General features: G+C 67.9%; 21 protein-coding genes. 10 read left to right on the forward strand and 11 right to left on the reverse strand.

From position 1 onward, the window contains the following. Positions 1–253: 253 nt before the first annotated feature. The 3 genes from AC5WS7_RS14840 to AC5WS7_RS14850 all read right to left on the reverse strand — a co-directional run bounded on the left by AC5WS7_RS14840 (position 254) and on the right by AC5WS7_RS14850 (position 4,322). On the reverse strand, positions 254–2,626 hold the full coding sequence (locus tag AC5WS7_RS14840; protein ID WP_495955035.1) for a flippase-like domain-containing protein: 2,373 nt from the start codon (positions 2,624–2,626) through the stop codon (positions 254–256). Positions 2,627–2,731: 105 nt separating this feature from the next. Beyond that, complete coding sequence (locus tag AC5WS7_RS14845; RefSeq protein WP_495955036.1) at positions 2,732–3,559, reverse strand: SDR family NAD(P)-dependent oxidoreductase; 828 nt, start codon at positions 3,557–3,559, stop codon at positions 2,732–2,734. Beyond that, the gene (locus AC5WS7_RS14850) at positions 3,546–4,322 is read right to left on the reverse strand and encodes a 2OG-Fe(II) oxygenase family protein (protein ID WP_495955037.1); all 777 of its coding nucleotides are present in this window, start codon (positions 4,320–4,322) and stop codon (positions 3,546–3,548) included. The genes AC5WS7_RS14845 and AC5WS7_RS14850 overlap by 14 nt, the downstream gene beginning before the upstream one ends. A 122-nt stretch (positions 4,323–4,444) precedes the next feature. Here AC5WS7_RS14850 and AC5WS7_RS14855 point away from each other — a divergent pair, with 122 nt between their 5' ends. The 3 genes from AC5WS7_RS14855 (at position 4,445) to AC5WS7_RS14865 (ending at position 6,537) form a co-directional block, all read left to right on the forward strand. Further along, entirely contained in the window at positions 4,445–5,071 is a 627-nt protein-coding gene (locus AC5WS7_RS14855) for a GDSL-type esterase/lipase family protein (protein WP_495955038.1), read from the forward strand. A 113-nt stretch (positions 5,072–5,184) separates the two neighbouring features. Further along, entirely contained in the window at positions 5,185–5,712 is a 528-nt protein-coding gene (locus tag AC5WS7_RS14860; RefSeq protein ID WP_495955039.1) for a hypothetical protein, read from the forward strand. 48 nt (positions 5,713–5,760) lie between these two features. Then, positions 5,761–6,537 carry a class I SAM-dependent methyltransferase gene (locus AC5WS7_RS14865; protein ID WP_495955040.1) on the forward strand — a complete coding sequence of 259 codons (777 nt, stop codon included), beginning with the start codon at positions 5,761–5,763 and terminating at the stop codon, positions 6,535–6,537. Between the two features lie 3 nt (positions 6,538–6,540). Here the strand turns inward: AC5WS7_RS14865 and AC5WS7_RS14870 are convergent, their stop codons facing one another. Continuing rightward, positions 6,541–8,076, reverse strand: a complete 1,536-nt coding sequence (locus tag AC5WS7_RS14870; protein WP_495955041.1) for a phytoene desaturase family protein — start codon at positions 8,074–8,076, stop codon at positions 6,541–6,543. Positions 8,077–8,106: 30 nt separating this feature from the next. Beyond that, positions 8,107–8,790, reverse strand: coding sequence for a class I SAM-dependent methyltransferase (locus AC5WS7_RS14875; protein ID WP_495955042.1), 684 nt, complete (start codon positions 8,788–8,790; stop codon positions 8,107–8,109). Positions 8,791–9,429: 639 nt separating this feature from the next. Here AC5WS7_RS14875 and AC5WS7_RS14880 point away from each other — a divergent pair. From AC5WS7_RS14880 to AC5WS7_RS14890, 3 genes are all read left to right on the forward strand, one after another. Beyond that, positions 9,430–9,720 (forward strand): ANTAR domain-containing protein, encoded by a 291-nt coding sequence (locus AC5WS7_RS14880; RefSeq protein ID WP_495955043.1) that lies wholly within the window; start codon positions 9,430–9,432, stop codon positions 9,718–9,720. A 136-nt stretch (positions 9,721–9,856) separates the two neighbouring features. Further along, positions 9,857–10,402, forward strand: coding sequence for an NUDIX domain-containing protein (locus AC5WS7_RS14885; RefSeq protein WP_495955044.1), 546 nt, complete (start codon positions 9,857–9,859; stop codon positions 10,400–10,402). 90 nt (positions 10,403–10,492) lie between these two features. Next, entirely contained in the window at positions 10,493–10,795 is a 303-nt protein-coding gene (locus AC5WS7_RS14890) for a DUF1330 domain-containing protein (RefSeq protein ID WP_495955045.1), read from the forward strand. Positions 10,796–10,828: 33 nt separating this feature from the next. On the opposite strand, the gene AC5WS7_RS14895 is transcribed toward AC5WS7_RS14890, so the two are convergent. Beyond that, positions 10,829–11,911, reverse strand: a complete 1,083-nt coding sequence (locus AC5WS7_RS14895) for a DUF2332 domain-containing protein (RefSeq protein ID WP_495955046.1) — start codon at positions 11,909–11,911, stop codon at positions 10,829–10,831. Positions 11,912–11,965: 54 nt separating this feature from the next. On the opposite strand from AC5WS7_RS14895, the gene AC5WS7_RS14900 reads away from it, so the two are divergent. From AC5WS7_RS14900 to AC5WS7_RS14910, 3 genes are all read left to right on the forward strand, one after another. After that, positions 11,966–13,153: a citrate/2-methylcitrate synthase gene (locus AC5WS7_RS14900; RefSeq protein WP_495955047.1), complete on the forward strand. Its 1,188-nt coding sequence runs from the start codon at positions 11,966–11,968 to the stop codon at positions 13,151–13,153. Between the two features lie 335 nt (positions 13,154–13,488). Beyond that, the gene (locus AC5WS7_RS14905) at positions 13,489–13,902 is read left to right on the forward strand and encodes a helix-turn-helix domain-containing protein (protein WP_495955048.1); all 414 of its coding nucleotides are present in this window, start codon (positions 13,489–13,491) and stop codon (positions 13,900–13,902) included. Beyond that, positions 13,794–14,081 carry a hypothetical protein gene (locus AC5WS7_RS14910; protein ID WP_495955195.1) on the forward strand — a complete coding sequence of 96 codons (288 nt, stop codon included), beginning with the start codon at positions 13,794–13,796 and terminating at the stop codon, positions 14,079–14,081. The genes AC5WS7_RS14905 and AC5WS7_RS14910 overlap by 109 nt, the downstream gene beginning before the upstream one ends. Here the strand turns inward: AC5WS7_RS14910 and AC5WS7_RS14915 are convergent. After that, complete coding sequence (locus tag AC5WS7_RS14915; protein ID WP_495955049.1) at positions 13,967–14,857, reverse strand: alpha/beta fold hydrolase; 891 nt, start codon at positions 14,855–14,857, stop codon at positions 13,967–13,969. The two genes, AC5WS7_RS14910 and AC5WS7_RS14915, sit on opposite strands and share 115 nt — an antisense overlap. Before the next feature lie 87 nt (positions 14,858–14,944). Between AC5WS7_RS14915 and AC5WS7_RS14920 the strand changes: the two genes are divergently transcribed. Beyond that, positions 14,945–15,619 (forward strand): winged helix-turn-helix transcriptional regulator, encoded by a 675-nt coding sequence (locus AC5WS7_RS14920; protein ID WP_495955050.1) that lies wholly within the window; start codon positions 14,945–14,947, stop codon positions 15,617–15,619. Positions 15,620–15,834: 215 nt separating this feature from the next. Here the strand turns inward: AC5WS7_RS14920 and dnaB are convergent, their stop codons facing one another. From dnaB to AC5WS7_RS14940, 4 genes are all read right to left on the reverse strand, one after another. Then, positions 15,835–17,214, reverse strand: coding sequence for a replicative DNA helicase (gene dnaB / locus AC5WS7_RS14925; protein WP_495955051.1), 1,380 nt, complete (start codon positions 17,212–17,214; stop codon positions 15,835–15,837). A gap of 704 nt (positions 17,215–17,918) precedes the next feature. Then, a complete protein-coding gene (rplI, locus tag AC5WS7_RS14930; protein ID WP_495955052.1) occupies positions 17,919–18,374 on the reverse strand; it encodes a 50S ribosomal protein L9 in 456 nt (151 codons plus the stop codon). Between the two features lie 16 nt (positions 18,375–18,390). Beyond that, positions 18,391–18,660, reverse strand: a complete 270-nt coding sequence (gene rpsR / locus AC5WS7_RS14935; RefSeq protein WP_040829176.1) for a 30S ribosomal protein S18 — start codon at positions 18,658–18,660, stop codon at positions 18,391–18,393. A 57-nt stretch (positions 18,661–18,717) separates the two neighbouring features. Next, positions 18,718–19,260, reverse strand: a complete 543-nt coding sequence (locus AC5WS7_RS14940) for a single-stranded DNA-binding protein (protein WP_495955053.1) — start codon at positions 19,258–19,260, stop codon at positions 18,718–18,720. Positions 19,261–19,360: the final 100 nt, after the last annotated feature.

Here is a 19,360-nt window from a genome sequence, read left to right on the forward strand (position 1 = left end):
CGAAGGGCTCTCTGTCAGGCCCGGAAATCCGGGCAGGCCGATAGAGTCCTCCAGGCTTTTATCCCCTCAGATGCCGGAGCCTCGCAGGTGCGAATGCCCTCGTGGCGCAGCTCGGTCCGGTCCGCACAGACCTGATTGTGTTGTCGTTCAGGCGGTCTGGGCGCGGAACCCTATGCGCAATCTGGCCAGACCATAACGCCGCATACCGCCACAGCGCCAGGGTGAGTCCGATCACCCGGGCGGGCAGGCGCGGTCAGATCATCTCCCTGTCGGTGAGCCAGCGCATGATCGGCCAGCCGCAGAAGACCGGCAACCAGCAGGTCAGTACGCGATACAGCAGAACCGCCGGCACCCCGATCCCCGCGGAGACGCCGAACGCGGCCAGACCACCGATCAGCGCGGCCTCGACCGCACCCACACCGCCCGGGGTCGGTGCGGCCGAGGCCAGCGTGCCGCCGATCATCGTCACCACCGTGACGGTCACGAATGTGGTGTGCCCGCCGAACGCCTCGATCGCGGTCCACAGCGCGGCCGCCGCACCGAGCGTGGTCGACGCGCAACCCAGCACGATCATCGCCAGGCGTTTGGGTTCGTGTGCGAGCGTACGCAATTCGCTGACCACCTCGGCCAGTTGCGGACGGACCTCGGTGCGCAGCCAGCGCCGCACCTTGGGCACGAACATGGTCACGCCCAGTGCGCCCAGCAGCGCGCCGGCGGCGAAGTACAGCACCGTCGCGCTCGGCACGAAATGCGACAGATTCGCCGACACCCCCGCCGCCACACTGAAGACGATCAGCAGCACGACGTGCGTGATCACCTGCACCGCCTGCTGCAACGCCACCGCGGCGGTCGCCTTCACCGCGCCCAGCCCGCTGCGCTGCAGGAATCGCACGCTCAGCGCCAGACCACCCACGCCCGCCGGGGTGGTGGTGGCGGCGAAGGTGTTCGCGACCTGCATCAGCAGGAGATTTCGCGGATTCACCGATCCGCCCGCGCATCCCCACAGCGCCATCGCCGCGCCGACGTACGTCATCGCCGAGACGAACAGGCCCAGCAGTGCCCACCACCAGTTGGCGGTGCGCAGTTCGGTGAAGAAGGTCGGCACCTGGCTGATGTACGGGTAGGCCACGTACACCAGGCCGATCAGCAGGACCAGCTGAATGAACTGGTTGCGGGAGAACCGGGTGATGTGCGCGGCCTCGATCCGGTCCTCGTCGGTCTGATGCAGGACCTGTTCGCGGACGTCCTTCATCACCCCGCCCGCATCGTGTACCGAGGCCCGCACCAGCCGGGGCAGCGCCGCCTTGGTCAGCCGCCGCGAGGCATCGATCACCGCCTGCTCACCCAGCACCTCGATCGCGGTGCGCACCGCCGATTCCGCACCGAACAGTGATCCGGTGGTCAGCAGCAGCTGGGCCGCATCGGACTGGAAGCGGGTGTCGTAGGCGCCGAATTCCGCGGCCGAGAATCCGCCGAACAGCACCCGCCCATCGGCGATGCGGATCTCCTCGGCCCGCAGGTCGCCGTGCGAGATCTGGGCGCGGTGCATGTTCTGCAACGCCTGCCACACCTGCTTGTGCACCTCCTCGCCCGCGGCGACGGACAGGATCTCCCCGCGCGGGATGGTGTGCGCGTACAGCGTCCAGCCGCGCTCCAGGGCCGCGACGGTGAGCGGTTTGTTGCTGGCCAGCCCCAGATCCCCGATCGCGATGCCCAGCAGCGCGCGATGTTCCACACTGCGGCGCATCGACGCGAACACGGGCGTGCGCTCACTGCTGCGGAAGGCGACGAACCGCCGCAGCTGCCGCAACATGCCCCGGCTGCGCTGATTCTGGCCGTACATCTCGATGGTGAGCCGGTGATTCGGGCCGGTATCGGCGGACAGCAGCAGCGGACCGGGTCCGCCGGGGCGCACCACCCGGATCGCGGTGACGGTGTATCCGCGCCGGGCCAGCACCCGCACCGCGCCGTCCAGCGGTACCTCCAGCGCGGGCGTGCCCACCACCAACGTGATCACCGCGCCGACGAACCAGCCCACGGCCAGGCCGAACATCGCTCGCGAGGGCACCGTCAGGCTGACGAACAGGTGCAGCGGGACGAAGGCCAGCAGCGCGGCCCACCACCAGCGCCGCCAGGACGCGGGCAGCCACGGACTGGCCACCGTGAGCACCGCGGCCAGCATCGCGATCCAGCGCGGGTCGTCCAGGAACTGGGACAGGAACGTGTTGAGCTGCTGGGGTTCGGCCAGGTGCCAGCGCGGTGCGGAGATTCCGGTATCGGTGATCGACAGCGCCAGCACCGCGATCAGTCCGGCGGTCAGGTATCCGCCGAGCAGTTTCCACTGCCAGCGGAACAGCAGCCGCACCAGGATCGCGAACGGCAGGGCGAAGATGGCGATGCCGTACAGCAGGTACACGATATTGGACTGTTCCGGGGTCAGGACGCCCAGAATGTCCGAGATCGAGCGTTCCAGCGCCTCCCAGCGCGGCCGGGTGATCAGCGAGCCGGCGATGACCAGCGCCACCAGCGCAGCGGATGCGATCACCCGGAGGATGTCGCTGGTGCGCCGGTTGTGTGGTTGCAGGAGGCTGCCGGAGACCGGTATCTCCCGCCCGTCGACTCGCATGTCGTTTTCGGAACTTTCGGATCGAGGGAGAGCTGCGTCGGTCCTCTCGGTCGACTAGCTGTGAGTATGCAGGACACCCCGTGACGCATCAGGGGCAACACGCCGTCACCCCGGTGGTGCCGGCCGGCTTTCGGGCGGTCGCGCCGCGGTCTCGCGCTCGGCGGATTCGGGCTCGGCCGGGGCGGTTTGCGGACTCTGCGGTTCCGGCGGCGCGAGCACGCCGAACACCAGGCCGGTCATCGAGCCCGCGTCGAGTTCGGCGATGGCGGCGGCGACCTTCTGGGTCGGCACCCGGTGCGGGAAGGAGTCGGGCGCGATGCCGTTCACCCGGACGCCGAATTCGGCGAATTCATTGGCCTGGTGGCGGGTGAGGTGATCGAGCGCGGCCTTGGTCGCGGAGTAGATGGCCTGCCCGCCGGGGTACACCTCCGATCCGGACAGGCTCGACACGTTGACGATATTGCGATTGCGTTCCCGGTTCCGCAGATCCGCGCCGACCCAGCAGCGTTGCGCCAGGCGCGTCGAAAGCCGCAGTGGCACACCGACATTCATCGCGAACTGCGGTTCGAACTCGTTCAGGGCGGTATCGCCGTCGACCATGCCGTTGGGTTGCAGTTCGATGCGGGCGGCATTGTTCACCAGCAGATCCACGCCGCCGAACTTGGCCAGCGCCAGATCCACCACCCGCTCCACCTCCCCCTCGCGGGCCAGGTCGGCGCGGATCACGAAGACCTGGGACGCGTTCTCGGGCAACTCCGCCCGGGGCGCGAGCGGATCGATGAACCACTCCTCCTGGGAGGGCACCGCGGGCACCCGGTCGCGGCAGACCGCGACGATGTCGTAGTTCTGGTAGTACGCGCCGCAGAACACGCTGCCCAGCAGCCCGCCCGCCCCGGTCACCAAGGCGACCCGGCGCTGATCACCATTCGGCAATTCCGAAACCTCCCCAGCGGCGCACCGCCTGTTCGCGTGGCTGGTGCAGCCACATCACCACACTGTTGCGGGCGGCGGTGTTGCCGCCGGCGAAGGCATGCCACGACCGCGGCGTGCATTCGAACACGATCATCGAATTGTTCAGCGGCGGAACGTAAACCGCGGGCTGCGGATTGACCGCGCCGATCGCGGAGTACAGCCCGGTCTCCCCGCCGTGGCCCGGCTGCCAGTCGGGATTGCCGAGATAGAACAGCACCGCGACCGCACGGACCAACTCACGCGCCTCGACCCCCGGAGTGCGCGCGCCGGTCTTGAGGTCGATGCCCGGGTCCGGCAGGCCCACCTCGTGCTCACCGGGTGGCCTGCCCCGGAACCAGGCGGGGGCCAGATCGCTGTGCGGCCAGCCACGCGGACTGCCCGGAGGATGGTGGTGAACCGAACCCTCGACATCGCCTGTGACACCGGACGCACCGGCCACTCCGGCGATCAGGTCGTGCCAGGCCCGCGAGAGGAAGATTTCCAACGGCCCGTCGCGCAGCTCGGCCAGGCTCACACCCGACGCCCCGTAATTCTGCGCCACCTTCGCGAACAGTTCGGGTCGGTCGGTCCGGAGCCGTTCGTATTCGGCGGCCAGCCGGGTGTAGAACGCGGATGTGAACACCTCACGCACGTAGATGTGCGAGAAGGGACGGGTACGGCGGACCCAGCGACGATGCGCCAGCAGGCCGGTGAACCATGCCGGCAGCGGCGTTTCGGTTTCCATTCGTCTCCCTCCCGGACCGACGAGCCGATCTTATGGGGTACCGGCGGTCGACACAGGGCGGACCCTCGCCGATTCCGGCCTTTCGCCCCGAGTCGTGCGTCCTGGCGTGCAACGATCACTCGGTGATCCGAGATGTCCGTATCTGTTTCGTCGGCGATTCACTGGTGGCCGGAATGGGGGACGGCCGGTGCCTGGGTTGGACTGGGCGCCTGGCGATGCGCGCCATGGGCGCCGGGCAGCCGCTCACCTACTACAACCTCGGGGTGCGCGGGCAGACGTCGGCGGATGTCGCGGCCCGCTGGGAGGCCGAGTGCGAACCGCGCCTGAGCGCGGAAACCGATGCGCGCGTGGTGTTTTCCTTCGGCGTGAACGATACGTTGCTGGAGAACGGGCGGGTGCGGGTGCCTCCGGCGGATTCGGCGGCGAATCTCACCTCGATCCTGCGGCGCGCGGCCGAACGCGGGTGGACCACGCTGGTCGTCGCCCCGCCGCCCAATGCCGATGACGAACACAACAGGCGCATCGGCGAATTGGATTCGCTCTACGCCGAAGTCTGTGCCGCACAGGACGTTCCGTATGTCCGGGTGCACCAGCCGCTGCTGCGCAACCAGACCTGGATGCGTGCGATCCACGCCGCCGACGGCTACCACCCGGGGGCGGAGGGTTACGAGGAGTTCGCGGCCCTGATGGTCCCGTACTGGCTGCTGTGGCTGGCCGAACCCGGCTCGACGCTGCCCGTCGTGCGCTGAGCGGTCCGCGGCGGTCGGATCGGAATTATTCCGGCTGGTAGCAGGGTTTATGTTGATGATCGGACCGCAATCCGATCGGCAGCGGGATTTGCTCATCCAGCCGGAGGTAGATCATGTCGCTCACATTGACTCCGAACCACCCCGCGGCGGTCCATCTGCGGCGGCTGTTCCTGGCCGTGATCACCGGAAGTTTCGTCTTCCTGCTGGCGTGGATCATCTATCTGGCCAGTAGTCTGCCCGAACATCGCGAGGTCGCGCACTGGGATATCGCCTGGGTCGGATTCGATTGCTTCCTGGTCGCCGCCATCGGGATGACCGCGCTGTGGGCCTGGCTGCGGCGGCCGATCCTGATTCCGTGGGCGATCATCACCGCGACCCTGCTGTGCTGCGATGCCTGGTTCGACATCGTCCTGGACTGGAACACCCCCGACCTGCCGATATCCCTGGTGACCGCCGGGGTGGGCGAACTACCGCTGGCCGCGCTGCTGTTCTACGCCGCCGGGCGGCTGATCCGGTTGTCCATGGCGGCCGCCTGGACGCGCAGCGGCCAAGGTTCGCCGCCGCCGCGGATATGGCGGGTGCGGATGTCCGTCCTCGAACCTCCCGGCGGACCGCACGATGAGCATCCCGCCGAGCATTAACATGGCGAGCCGGAGCATCGGCGGGGCGAGTGAGCTGGAGGAATCGGCGTGACCAGTGCGAGCGAGTGGGAAGTGGACGACACCGAACTGCGGGCGCGACGGGCGAAATCCTTCGGTCCCGAGGCCGCCGCCTACGAGGAGCACCGGCCGGACTATCCGCTCGCGGGCATCCGGTGGGCGCTGGAACCGCTCGGCGGGCCGAGTCCCGAAGTGCTCGACCTGGCCGCCGGAACCGGCAAACTCACCACGGGCTTGCGCACGGTCGGCGCGCGGGTCACCGCGGTGGAACCGGACGAGGCGATGCGAGCGGAATTCCGGCGCCGCCACCCGCAGCTGACGGCACTGGACGGGACCGCGGAAAGCATTCCGCTGCAGGATGATTCGGTGGACGCCGTACTCGTCGGACAGGCTCTGCACTGGTTCGATCGGCAACGCGCGTTTCCCGAGATCGCCCGGGTGCTGCGTCCCGGCGGGGTGTTCGCCGCGTTCTGGAATATGCACGATGCCGAGGTGGAGTGGGTGGCCGAACTGGACCGGTTGTCGCGATCGCAGGTCTCCTTCCGGACCCGCACCTCCGAGGGCACGGTGTCCGATCCGCTGTTCGAGGAGTTCGCGCAGGCCGAGTTCCCGCACGTGCAGCGCCGCACCGCCGAAAGTCTCGCCGCGACGATCGGCACCCATTCGCACACGCTGGTGATCTCACCGGACGAGCGGGCCGCACTGCTCGATCGGATCACCGGCTACCTGCGCGGCGTTCCGGAGATCGGCGACGGCGAATTCGACCTGCCGATCAAGACGCTGGTGATTCGTTCCGTCCTGCGTTGAGGCTCAGCGGCTTTCGAGTACGGCCATGGCGGCGTTGTGGCCGCCGATGCCGCTCACCCCGCCGCCGCGGACCGTGCCCGCGCCACACCGGAACACATTGCGATGCTCGGTTCGCACGCCCCACCGCGCGGCCGGTTCCGGATCGTCGTCGGTGCGATACGGGAAACTCAGATCGCCGTGGAAGATATGCCCGCCCGGCAGTCCGATCTCGCGTTCGAGGTCCAGCGGGCTCCGGACCTCCAGACAGGGACGGCCCGCGGCGTCGGTGGCCAGCACGTCCCGAATCGGTTCGGCCAGAACCGCATCCAGCCGGGCGAGCGTCGCGTCGAGCACTTCCCGGGTGACGCGATCATGATCGTGTTCGAAAAGCCTTGCCGGAGTGTGTAATCCGAACAACGTCAAGGTGTGCATCCCGCGCGCGGCCGGTTCCGGCCCCAGGATCGACGGATCGGTGAGCGTGTGACAGTAGATCTCCGAGGGCGGGTGCGGCGGTGGTATCCCGGCCTCGGCGGCGCGATAGGCGCTCTCCAGCTCCGAATACGCCTCGGCGATATGAAATGTCCCGGCGAACGCCTGCCTCGGATCGATGTCTCCGCGCAGCCGGGGCAGGCGGTTCAGCAGCATATTCACCTTGAGCTGCGCGCCTTCCGGCTTCGGCGGCGCGGAATCGCCCAGCAGCCGGGCGGATTCGTATGGCGCGGCGTTCACCAGCAGGTAGCGCGCTGCGACCGTGCCACCCGAATAACGGATTTCCGCTGTGCGGCCGTCGGTTTCGACGGCGTGCACCGGGCTGTCCACCATGATCCGCGCGCCCGCGGCCCGCGCGGCCGCGGCGAGTGCGTCGGTCAGCGCGCCCATCCCGCCGATCGGAACGTCCCAGTCCCCGGTTCCGCCGCCGATCACGTGATAGAGAAAACAGCGGTTCTGGCGCAGCGCCGGATCGTGGGCGTGGGTGAAGGTGCCGATCAGCGCGTCGGTCAGCACGACCCCGCGCACCGTGTCATCGGTGAACGCGGTTTCGATCGTCTCGCCGAGCGGCCGTTCGAAGATCGCCTCCCAGGTCGCGGAGTCGTCGACGACCCGCTGCAATTCGCTCCGGGTCGGCAGCGGTTCGGTGAGCGTGGGGAACACGCGCCGCGCCAATCGGCCGGTCGTCCCGTAGAACCGCTGCCACGCCCGGAAATCGGCGTCGGAACCGGTGAGCCGGGCGAAACTCTCGCGCGTGCGGGACGAATCTCCCGTATCCACGAGCAGACCGGCGTCCGCGACCGGCGTGTAGGAGGAGATGCGCCGACGACGGGTGGCGAACCGCAGGCCCAGCTCCTCGACGATCCGCCGGGGCAGCAGGCTCACCAGATACGAATAGCGGGACAGCCGCGCGTCGAATCCCGGGAAGACCCGTTCGGACACGGCCGCGCCGCCGGTGTGCGGCCCGCGCTCGAGCAGCAGCACCGAACGCCCGGCCCGCGCCAGATACGCCGCCGCCACCAGCCCGTTGTGGCCGCCGCCGACGATCACCACGTCGTACGAGGTTCGCATCTGCCCTGGATATCACGAATCCGGCCGGAATCACCCCGGCTCGGGCGAGTCGGCGGCGGGCAACCGGGTCGCGAGCAGGTACCAGTGCCGGGTGCGCTCCTCCGGATCGGGTTCGCGCTGCATCCGCGCGACGACCGTGAAGCCGCGCGGGCACAGCAGTTCCGTCATCCCGTGCAGGGACCAGCGGTAGGAGGTGGTCACCCGGTGGTCGTGCGGCTGGACGGCGACCGACTCGTCGGCCGCGGCCTGGAATGCCATCAGCAGGTGCCCGCCCGGTCGCAGTACCCGCGCGAATTCGGCCAGCACGCCGGGTACCCGCTCCGGCGGCAGGTGGATGATGCTGTACCAGCTCACCACCCCGCTCATCGCGGCGTCGCCGAACGGGAGCCGTTCCATCGTGCCGATCCGGTAGTTCAGATCCGGACGATCGGCCCGGGCCAGCCGGATCATCTCCGGGGACAGGTCGACACCGGACACGTCCAGTCCGAGCGCGTCCAGATGCGTGGTGATCCGTCCGGGACCGCAGCCGACGTCGATCACGGGGCCGGGTCCGGCGGCCCGGACCAGATCGGCGAAGGCGCCCAGCATCGCGCGATCGAACGGCTGCGCGGCGAGCGCGTCGGCGAACAGGTCGGCGTACAGCTGCGCCACCTCGTCGTAGGCGCTCCTGGTGGTGGGGATATCGGGATGTTCGATGAGGTTCGGCTCGCTCACATGCGCAGCCTAGTGATCGGCACCGACACGCTCGCCGGTTCGGTGATCCTCGATCGGGAGCGAAACCGGCTGATCCACAACGGGTCTCGAGCCCTCGAACACGGGAAATGATCTTGCTTGACTTCCGGCCCGGGCGGCCTCAGTATGGCAAGGTCAGCACCTCGTAGGGTGCGGCTCCTGCATGAATAATGGCTACTGATCCCGGCCGCCGCGCACGCGCCGAGATCGACCGGGTCACCCGCGGCACGTGCGGGCCCTCGGTTGGCCGTCCATACCCGGAACATCTCGTGCACTGCCGAAACCCTGTCGAGCGGGTGGCCCCTTCGTATTTCGCGGTGGTACACCTCTGTGCTCACACGACCGGCGACGGCCTGCGTCCCGGCGATCGTAGTTCGGCAGTGAGGAGGTGAGGGACGAAATATGACATCAGTCGACAGTCCGTATCCGCATCAGTGTCCGGCTCGACAATGTAGGTTCCCTCGACCTGCCGCGGCCCGCATCCCTTGCGGCGGCTGACCTTCCGTGTAGTGGTCCGCCAAGACCCCGCATTCGGCTCACCGGCGCCCGCGGGCGCCGGGTGAGTCCTCCTCGCAAACCACATCATCGACCGGCGACCACGCCGCAGGAGACCTGAGCATCATGACGCAGCCCGTTATCGAAACCTTCCACCGCAACGACGCCCGAATGCTCGACACCGCCGAGGGTGTGCTGGTGGCCTTGCGCCGCTACAGTCCCGCCGAGGCGTTCGCCGAAATCCTCGACACCGCCCGCCGTCACCGCGTGCCCGCGCTGGGGCTGGCCCGCGCTCTGGTCGAACTAGCCGGGGCGGAACCGCCGGTCGACACCTCCGCCGCTTCCGCCGCCGCGGCCCGCACCGCCTGGGGGCACCTGCTGACTCGCCCGACCGCCGACGTGCCCACCCCCGCCTGACCCGGATCCGGTCCGGTTGATCTCGAGGCTGAACCGCTTGTCCGGCTCGGTGATTCGGTAGTTCCGAGCGTGGTCCGCGGGCCCGCCGCGGCCGAGGGCGCGGCGGCGCATGCGATCCTCGGGCAGAATTTTCCGCATGGAGACGCTCGGATCGCGCACCGTGTACACCAATCCGTGGCTCGAGGTCCGGGAGGACGACATCCGTCGCTCCGACGGATCCACCGGCATCTACGGCGTGGTCACCCGGCCGGATTTCGCCATGATCGTGCCCTGCGAGCAGGACAGCCTGCTCCTGGTCGAACAGTTCAGATATCCGCTCGGACAACGCTGCTGGGAGTTCCCGGCGGGCACCCTCCCCGACCGCGCGCCGGCCGATCCGGTCGATCTGGCCCACCGCGAACTCCGCGAGGAGACCGGCCTGCGCGCCGCCCGGATGACCTACCTCGGCCTTCTCGACACCGCGCCCGGCACGCTGAGCCAACGCGGCCGCATCTACCTCGCCACCGAGCTCACCCCGGGCGAACCCGAACGCGAACCCGAGGAACAGGACATGCGAACATCCTGGTTCACCCGCGAAACCATCGAGCGCATGATCCGCGACGGTGAGATCACCGACGCCCAAACCCTCGCCGCCTACACATTTCTGCTGCTGCACGAGCGAACCGGGCCGAGCGTGCCGTGAGTTTCGCTCGACGTCGCCGCCCACGCCCACCTCGGCCGGCCGAATTGCCGCGTCCCGGGCGGATTCAGCACCCACGAGAAAGGAGTATTCGTGTCCGCCTACGTGATTTCCGAGGTCGAGATCCTGGATGAGGAGGTTGCCGCACGCTACCGGGAGATCGCGGCCGAGTCGATCGCCGCGTACGGCGGCAGGTACCTGGCCAGGGGAGCCGAACCCGATGTGCCCGAGGGGAATCGGCCCGCGGCGATGCGAGTCGTGATCGTGGAATTCCCGTCGATGCGGCACTTGACCGACTGGTACGACTCGGCCGAATACGCGCCGGGACGGGCTCTGGCCGGTACGGCGCTGCGGCGTCGGCTGCTCTTCGTGCCCGGCGTGCCGGTGCGGCAATAATACTGTGGCACAGTGCGTTCGGCGCAGGGCCCGTCAGTAGTCGGCCGGGTGCAGGTAAGCCGGGACGCCGTGCGGTGCGGCGCGGGCGAGGATGGTTTCGGGACCGTCGCCGATGCGAGCGGTGAGGCGAAAGCCGTGGCGGTCGTCGGAATTGTTCTGTCCCTCGAACGCGATATACGCGAATCCGGCCTCCGGTGTGCTCGCCGCGGCGAGGCGGTCCAGCTCGGTGGCGACCGCGCGCCACTCGGCCGGATCGACGTACTGGCGCATCACCGAATGCCACACCACGGTCAGCGTGCCGGGGACCAGGTTCACCGGTGCGAGGAAATCCCTTGCGCCCGAGTCGATCACCTCGGCGGGGACCTGTTCGGCGATCCGCAGCGCGCCCATGAGGCGTTCCGCTCGCCCGGATTGGTCCGGCCAGAGATACGACCGCAGCGTCACGGCGCCGCGCTGGGTGAGCGGGTCCAGCGGGGCCGGGTCGCAGCCGCGCCGTTCGATGACGTCCAGTGTCGGATGACGGCGCACGGCCGCGGTCAGCCACTCGGGAATCGGTCCCCGCCAGGCGTCGCCGAGGTCGACCGGCGAGTCCGGCGGACCCCAAACGAGATCGCCGGCGCGCCAACGGAAATGGTCGGCGCGCAGATTGAGCCCGGCACTGCTGCCCAACTCGAGCAGCCGCACCGGCAGCGGTGTCGCATCGACCGCTGCCAGCAGTCCGGCGATCAGCGGCACCGCCCGCCCGGCCTCATTGGTCTGCGGTGCCCGCGGCGGGGTGTCCAACCAGGTCGCGATCCACGGGATCTGCTCGGCGACGACGGCGCGGAACGCGGGCCAGGTATCGGCGTCCGGTGGCACCGCCCGCGAGGTGGCGCTCGGGTAGTACCGGGCCAACTCGGGCGCCGCCCCGGACAGCACCAGCGCGTGTACCGCCGCCAGAAAGCGCAGCGGCGCAACCGAATCGCGCGGCGAGTCCTCGAATCCGGCCAGCGCCTTCGCGCACGGGCCGCCCTCGCCGATGTCCTGTGCGATGCCGGTCGCGAGCACAGCGTACAGCGGCGAATCGAGCTTGACGAAGACCTTCGTCTGGAACTCGAACTGGGAGATGAGCGTCACGGATCCACTGTGAATCACTGGTCGAGATGAATCAATATTGATTATCGTCAACGCATGGAGTGGATCGACGCGCGATCGGCGGCGGATCGGCTCGGCGTGAAGCCTGCGACGCTGTACGCCTACGTCAGCCGGGGCGTGCTGCGTCGGCGCTACGATCCGGACCGTCGGCGCAGCATGTTCGATCCGGCCGAGGTGGAGGAGCTGGCCCGGCGCGGCCGGCCGCGCCGCAAACCGGCACCGACCGAGATCGCCATCGAATCGCGGATCACCACGCTCGGCCGGGACCGCCCGTACTACCGCGGCCGCGACGCACTCGAACTGGCCGCCGAGCATCGGTTCGAGGAGGTCGCCGAATGGCTGTGGCGCGGTGAACTCGCTTCGGCCGGGCCGTGGCGGTGTCCGCCGGAAGCGGTCGCGGCCGCCCGCGCGGTACAGGCCGGACTGCCCGCCGGACTACTTCCGCTGGACCGTTTGCAAGTGGCGGTCACCGCGCTCGCGATCAGCGATCCGGGGCGTTTTCGGCGTGATCCGGCCGCGGTCGCGGCCATCGGCCGCACCCTGATCGCGGGAATGGTCGAGGCCCTGCCCGCGTTGAGCGAGCCTGTCGGGCAATCGGTCTCGGCGTTGCTCTGGTCGCGGCTGACTTCCCGGCCGCCATCCGGAGCGGCCGAGTTGCGGCTGATCGATACCGCGCTGATCCTGCTCGCCGATCACGAACTGGCCGCCTCGACCTTCGCCGCCCGCGTGGCCGCCTCGGTCCGAGCGGACCCCTACGCCGTGGTGGGCTGCGGCCTGGGCGTACTCGGCGGTCCGATGCACGGCGGCAGCTCACCGGCGGTGGAACGCATGCTCACCGAGATCTCCGAACCCGCCCGGGTCCCGCGTGCCATCGGTGACCGCCTGCGCCGCGGCGAACGCATTCCCGGTTTCGGTCACGCCGTCTACAAGAACGGCGACGCCCGCGGCACTCACCTGTGGAACATGGTGTATCCCATGGCTTCCGGCCACCCTGTCATCGCGACCGCCGAGGCCGTCCGCACCGAACTACGCACCCGGCGACTCCCGGAATTCAACTGCGACTTCCCGCTCGCGGTCCTCGGCATCGTCTTCGAGATGATCCCCGGCGCGGGCGAAACCGTTTTCGCTGTCGGCCGTACCGCTGGATGGCTGGCGCACGCGCTGGAGGAATACGCCTCGGGCGTCCTCATCCGGCCCCGGGCCATTACTCCGTCGACGCGTTGAAGTGGTTGGTGGGCAACAGATTCGAATCTACGACAGGTGTCGACGGTACGGGCGTAGCACGCGACTCCGCACCGGCCCGGTCCGCATCGCCGATGGGCGCCGGGAAAAGTGCGCACCGAAGTCATTGTGGTGCAGACGAATTCGGCTTTCGCTCGGCGTGCAGTACGGTGTCGCTCGTGTGGTGGGTGCCCGCCGGTGGGGGGCCGTGGGGGATCCCAGAAGTCCGCGTCCATTTTCCCTGCCTCGCTGATCGGATCGGTACCACCCAACCTGCCGCGTGGATGAATTCGGCAAACAACTTTGCGGAATCCGCAAATTATCTGCACCATCGGGGCATGAGCACGCTGTCCCGGGTCGAATCCGGCCAGCGCGAACCGGGTCTGGAACTGCTGGTTCCGCTGGCCCGCGCCTATCGAGTCCCACCCGACGAACTCGTCGGCGCACCCGCCAGTGGCGACCCGCGGGTGTTTCCGCGCCCGTTCACGCGCGACGGCATGGCCGTCATCCCCCTCACGCGTCGACCGGTGGGCTGCAAACCTTCGAACAGTCCTGGCCGCCCGAACGTCACGACCGCGAACCCGGCCCGTGCTCGCACGAGGGCTACCACTGGCTGTACGTCCTGGGCGGTCGCCTCCGCGTCATCCTCGGCGATCAGGATCTGGTCCAGTCCACCGGCGAGGTCGCCGAATTCGACACCCACCTGCCGCACTGGTTCGGCAATGCCGAACCACGCCCGGTCGAATTCCTGAGCCTCCCCGGGCCGCAAGGTGAGCGCTTCCGCATCCGGGCGCGCTACCGCCCCAACCGACGGGATCAGCCGAAGAAGTCCGTCAGCCGATCGACCAACAGTTCGGGCTGCTCCTCCGGAATGAAATGCCCACAGTCCGGGATCATTTCGAGCCGCATATCATCGGCCCGTCCTCGGTAGCTGTCCGGAATCCCTTCCGAGAGAGGGTCGTTCGCCCCGTTGAGGTGCAGCGTTGGAACTCGCAACCGGAGCCGGTGGCAGTTGCGCACGAAGTACGGGACCTCGTGCGCCATGACGTTGTGATTGAATTCGGCCGTGGCCCGGTACGCGGCCGGGGTCCGCATGCGCTGCTGATATGCCGCGATCTCCGCATGGGAGAAACGACCTCGGAATCGCCACGCACGCAGACTCCGGACGCTGAGCCAGTTCTGCAGTCGAAGCGAATTGCCTTGCAGGGCAAGTAGGTACACATGCCACGGGCGCAGGAAGACACCCGTTCCGAAACCGTCCGCCGTCCACGGATGTACGCCTGCCATCGCGACGAATCGCTCGAAGCGATCCGGCCGGTCCAGGCAGGCTCGATAACCGATGGCCAGACCCCAATCCCGCCCGGCTATCCGTGCTCGCGGCAGTTCCAGGTGGTCCATCAGATCGATCAGGTCCTGCGCCAGCCGCTCGAAGGTGTAGCCCGAACTGCTCCCCTCCGACCAGCCGAGTCCACGAATGTCCGGGCAGATCACCCGGTATCGCCGTGACAGCGGGCCGATGACGTGCCGCCATTCCCACCAGTGCTGCGGCCAGCCGTGTAGCAGGATCAGCGGCTCACCCGTCCCGGCCTCCGCGTAGTGGGTGCGCAGACCATCGATCCGGACGAAGCGATGCCGAACCTGGGCGTCGATGTCGGCTGAGAGCGCTTGTAGCGCAACGATTTCAGGATCTTCGAGTAGCGCCGTCACAGTATCTCCCCTTCGTCGGCCAACGCTACGACGATGCTAACATAAGTTTTAGAAGTAACTGCTGAATAATTTAGAACAAGGAGAACGGTGGCACGACGCTCCTACAACCAATATTGCGGGCTCTCGCGCAGCCTCGACCTCGTCGGCGAGCGCTGGACGCTGCTGATCGTGCGCGAGCTGATGTCCGGGCCGAAACGCTATTCCGACCTGGCCGACGCGCTGGACGGCATCGGCACCAGCCTGCTCGCGGCCCGCGTCAAACAGCTCGAACAGGACGGTTTGATCACCCGCAGGCAGCTGCCCCGCCCCGCCGCCTCGCAGGTCTACGACCTGACTCGGGCGGGCAGCGAACTCGCCGCCGCTCTCGTCCCGCTCGCCCTGTGGGGTTTGCGCCACGAATTCGACGAACCGCGACGTCCCGGGGAGAACTACCGCGCGGAATGGACCCTGGTCTTCCTCGCGACCCTGATCGATCCGGCCGCCACCACCGGTATCCGTGCGACGGTCCAGTTCCGCCTCGACGATTCCACCGCCGCGCTGAACATCGACGACGGCACGGTCCGCGTCGTACCGGGCGAAGCCGACCTCGCCGACGTCGTGGTGACCACCGACCTGCGTACTCTCGCGGCTCTCACTGCCGGGCCTGTCGCCCCCGGTCCGGCCGAGATCTCCGAGCGGATCCGGATCGAGGGCGACGCGGCATTGGCGCAGCGGTTGTGGGAACTGTTGTCCCGCAATGGGTTCGGCGGACTGCTCCGGTAGCGCTCGGATGTGGCCGGTGTCCGGAACCGCTCGGCCGCGTCAGCCGGAGAACCTGCTCGCGAGGTCTCGGAGCCTTTCCACGGCCTGGGCCACCTGGTCGCCGGTGATGTTCACGCCCGGCATCGGGCCGCGGCCGAGGCGCTCGACCTGGTCGGCGAACCGCAGGTACTCCGAGTGAGGATGTTCTCGGCAGGCGAGGCAGGTGAGGCCCAGGCCTACCCGCGAGCCATATCCACGAACCGGCTCAAATGCAGCTGGTGCGCAACGGTAATCGTGGCGGTCGGTCCGTTACGGTGCTTGCCGAGAATCAGGTCCGCTTCGCCCCCGCGCGGATCATCGCGCTCGAACGCATCGGGCCGGTGCAACAGGATAACCATATCCGCATCCTGCTCGAGCGATCCCGACTCGCGCAGGTCGGAGACCATGGGGCGCTTATCCGTTCGCTGCTCGGGACCACGGTTCAGCTGGGAGATCGCGACCACCGGGACCTCGAGTTCCTTCGCGAGAAGTTTGAGGCTTCGGGAGAATTCGGAGACTTCCTGCTGGCGGGATTCGACCTTCTTACCCGAGGTCATCAGCTGGAGGTAGTCGACAACCACCAGGCGCAGATCGTGACGTTGCTTGAGCCGCCGGGCTTTTGCGCGGATTTCCATCATGGTCAAGTTCGGCGAATCGTCCACGAACAGCGGCGCCTCGCTGATCTCGCTCATCCGCCGGGCCAACTTCGTCCAGTCGTCGTCGCTCATCCGGCCCGAACGCATATCGCCGAGTTTGATCCTCGCCTCCGCCGACAACAGGCGCATGACGATCTCGGTCTTACTCATTTCCAGCGAGAAGATGACGCTCGCCAGCCCGTGCTTCACCGAAGCGCTCCGCATGAAATCCAAGCCGAGCGTGGACTTTCCCACACCCGGCCGCGCCGCGACGATGATCATCTGGCCGGGGTGCAGGCCGTTGGTCACCTCGTCCAGCTCGGTGAAGCCGGTGGGGACGCCGAGGGAGATGCCGCCCCGGCTGGCGATGGAGTCGATCTCGTCCATCGTAGGTTGCAGGAGTTCTTCCAGGGGCAGGAAGTCCTCGCTGGAGCGGCGTTCGGTGACCTCGTAGATCTCGGCCTGGGCGCGGTCGACTACCTCGGCGACGTCCTGGCCGTCGGCGCCGGCGTAACCGAACTGGACGATGCGGGTGCCCGCCTCCACCAGCCGGCGCAGAATCGCCTTCTCCGCAACGATTTCCGCGTAGTAGGACGCGTTGGCCGCGGTGGGGACGGTCTGGGTGAGGGTGACCAGATACGGGGGGCCGCCGATGCGTTTGAGTTCACCGCGACGGTCCAGGGCGGCCGCCACGGTCACCGGGTCGGCCGGTTCCCCCCGGCCGTACAGATCCAGGATGGCGTCGTAGACGGCCTGATGGGCGGGACGGTAGAAATCGCCGGGACGGATGACCTCCACGACGTCGGCGATGGCGTCCTTGCTCAGCATCATGCCGCCGAGGACGGACTGCTCGGCCGCCATGTCGTTCGGTGGCTGCCGACCGAAATCCTCCCCCGGCGTCTCCGAGTACTCCGGGGTGCCGCGATCGTCGACGACTGCCACGAGACTCGACCGTCCTCTCTCATCACGCCCGGCGATAACGCTTTCGATGACCTGTTCTACCCCCGGGCACCGACATTTTCCCGGCCCCCACCGCGGGCCGCGCCGTCCCGGAAGACACCGTCGCGACGAGGCGCGGAGGCCGCGGGGCGGCACGGAGCAAACCGATGGTGCATGCTGCGAGGCCGAGGAGTGCGTGCGGGCCCGGGTACCGGATCACGACATCGGATCGAACCTATGGGACCAGACTGGGGATACCAAACCAGGCTGTGCACGCAGTTGTGGACAAACTGGGGATAGTTCACCTGCTGTTGTGCACCCCATGTGGAGTACCTGGGGAAAACTGGCTTGCGCTCAACATAATCGCAAGGTGAATCAGCGTTTTCGCAGTTACGCACATGTGGATTAATAAAGCGGCGGCGTGTCGTTCGAGATGAACAGCCGGGCGTGTCAGGTTAACAGCACACTCGTCGGCTATGACGCAGATCACAATACGGTCGGTCGGTTCGGCTGGTTATCCCCACCTTGTCCCGAATACGCCGAGGTCGGGCGGAAGATCGATCCCGAAAGCCGGGCCGTTCTCGGGGCGCAAATACAGCTAACGGCTGGTTAATCATGAGCCGGGCGCAGTGAAGCACGTTCGAAGACCGCCCTCGTACACCTGGTACGAAGGCGGCCTTCGAACGTTCATGCGCTCGTGCGCGAGATCACTCCGCGGCGTCGACCTGCAGGGTGAACTTGGCGGCCACATCCGGGTGCAGATGCACCACGACACCGTGCTTACCGGTGCTCTTGATGTGCGCCTTGGGCAGCTCGATGCTGCGCTTGTCCAGCACCGGGCCACCGGCGGCCTTGATGGCGCCCGCGACGTCGGCGGTGGTGACCGAGCCGAACAGCTTGCCGGTGCCCGCGGTCTTCACCGACAGCGACACCGACTCCAGGCCCTCGATGGCCTGCTTGAGCTCGTTGGCGTGGTCCAGGTCGCGCACCTTGCGCGCGTCCTGCGCGCGCCGGATGCCCGCGACCTGCTTCTCCGCGCCGCGGGTGGCGACGATCGCCAGACCGCGCGGAAGCAGGAAGTTGCGGCCGTAACCGTCCTTGACCTCTACGGTGTCGCCGGGTGCGCCGAGGTTGTCCACATCAGCGGTCAGAATCAGCTTCATTGTGTTCCTCCCGTTCTCAGCGAGCCGTGGACACGTACGGCAGCAGCGCCACTTCGCGCGAGTTCTTCACCGCAATGGCGATATCGCGCTGGTGCTGCACGCAGTTGCCGGTGACGCGGCGCGCGCGGATCTTGCCGCGGTCGCTCACGTACTTGCGCAGCAGCGTCGTGTCCTTGTAGTCGATGGCCGCGAACTTCTTGCCGTCCTTGGCAGCAGCCTTGCTTTCCTTGCAGAAGGCGCAAGCCTTCTTTTTCAGCACCTTTTCGCGTGCCGGTGCTTTGGCCATGGTCTCGTTCTCCGTATTGCCTGGGAGTCACATCCGTGACCCCGTATGAAAGCCGTTCTAGAACGGCGGTTCGTCGTCCATTGCGCCGCCCCCGAAGGAGCCGGCTGCGGGAGCGCTGCCCCACGGGTCGTCGCCGCCGGCGGCCTGCCCGCCGCGACCGCCGCCACCGTTGGAGCCGCCGAAGCCCCCACCACCACCGGAATTGGCATTGGAGTAGCCACCGCCGCCACCGCCGCGCGTGGTCCGGTTGACCTTCGCGGTGGCGTAGCGCAGCGAGGGGCCGATCTCGTCGACCTCGAGTTCCACGACCGTGCGCTTCTCGCCCTCGCGGGTCTCGTAGGAGCGCTGCTTCAGGCGACCGCTCACGATCACGCGCGAACCCCTGGTCAGCGACTCGGCCACGTTCTCGGCCGCCTCACGCCAGATGTTGCAGCGCAGGAACAGAGCCTCGCCGTCTTTCCATTCGTTCGCGTTTCGGTCGAACACGCGGGGGGTGGATGCGACGGTGAAATTCGCCACCGCGGCGCCCGCGGGCGTGAATCGAAGCTCGGGATCCGCCGTCAAATTGCCGATGACGGTGATGACCGTGTCGCCTGCCATGGTTCCTCCTGCTCTCCGGTGCGATCCGCGTATTCGCGTTGTTGTGCTAGAGCCTAGAGACAGGCACCGACGCAAACGAGTACGCGGGGGACAGGGGTCT

It is taken from the genome of Nocardia sp. PLKS1-43 (assembly GCF_059510335.1).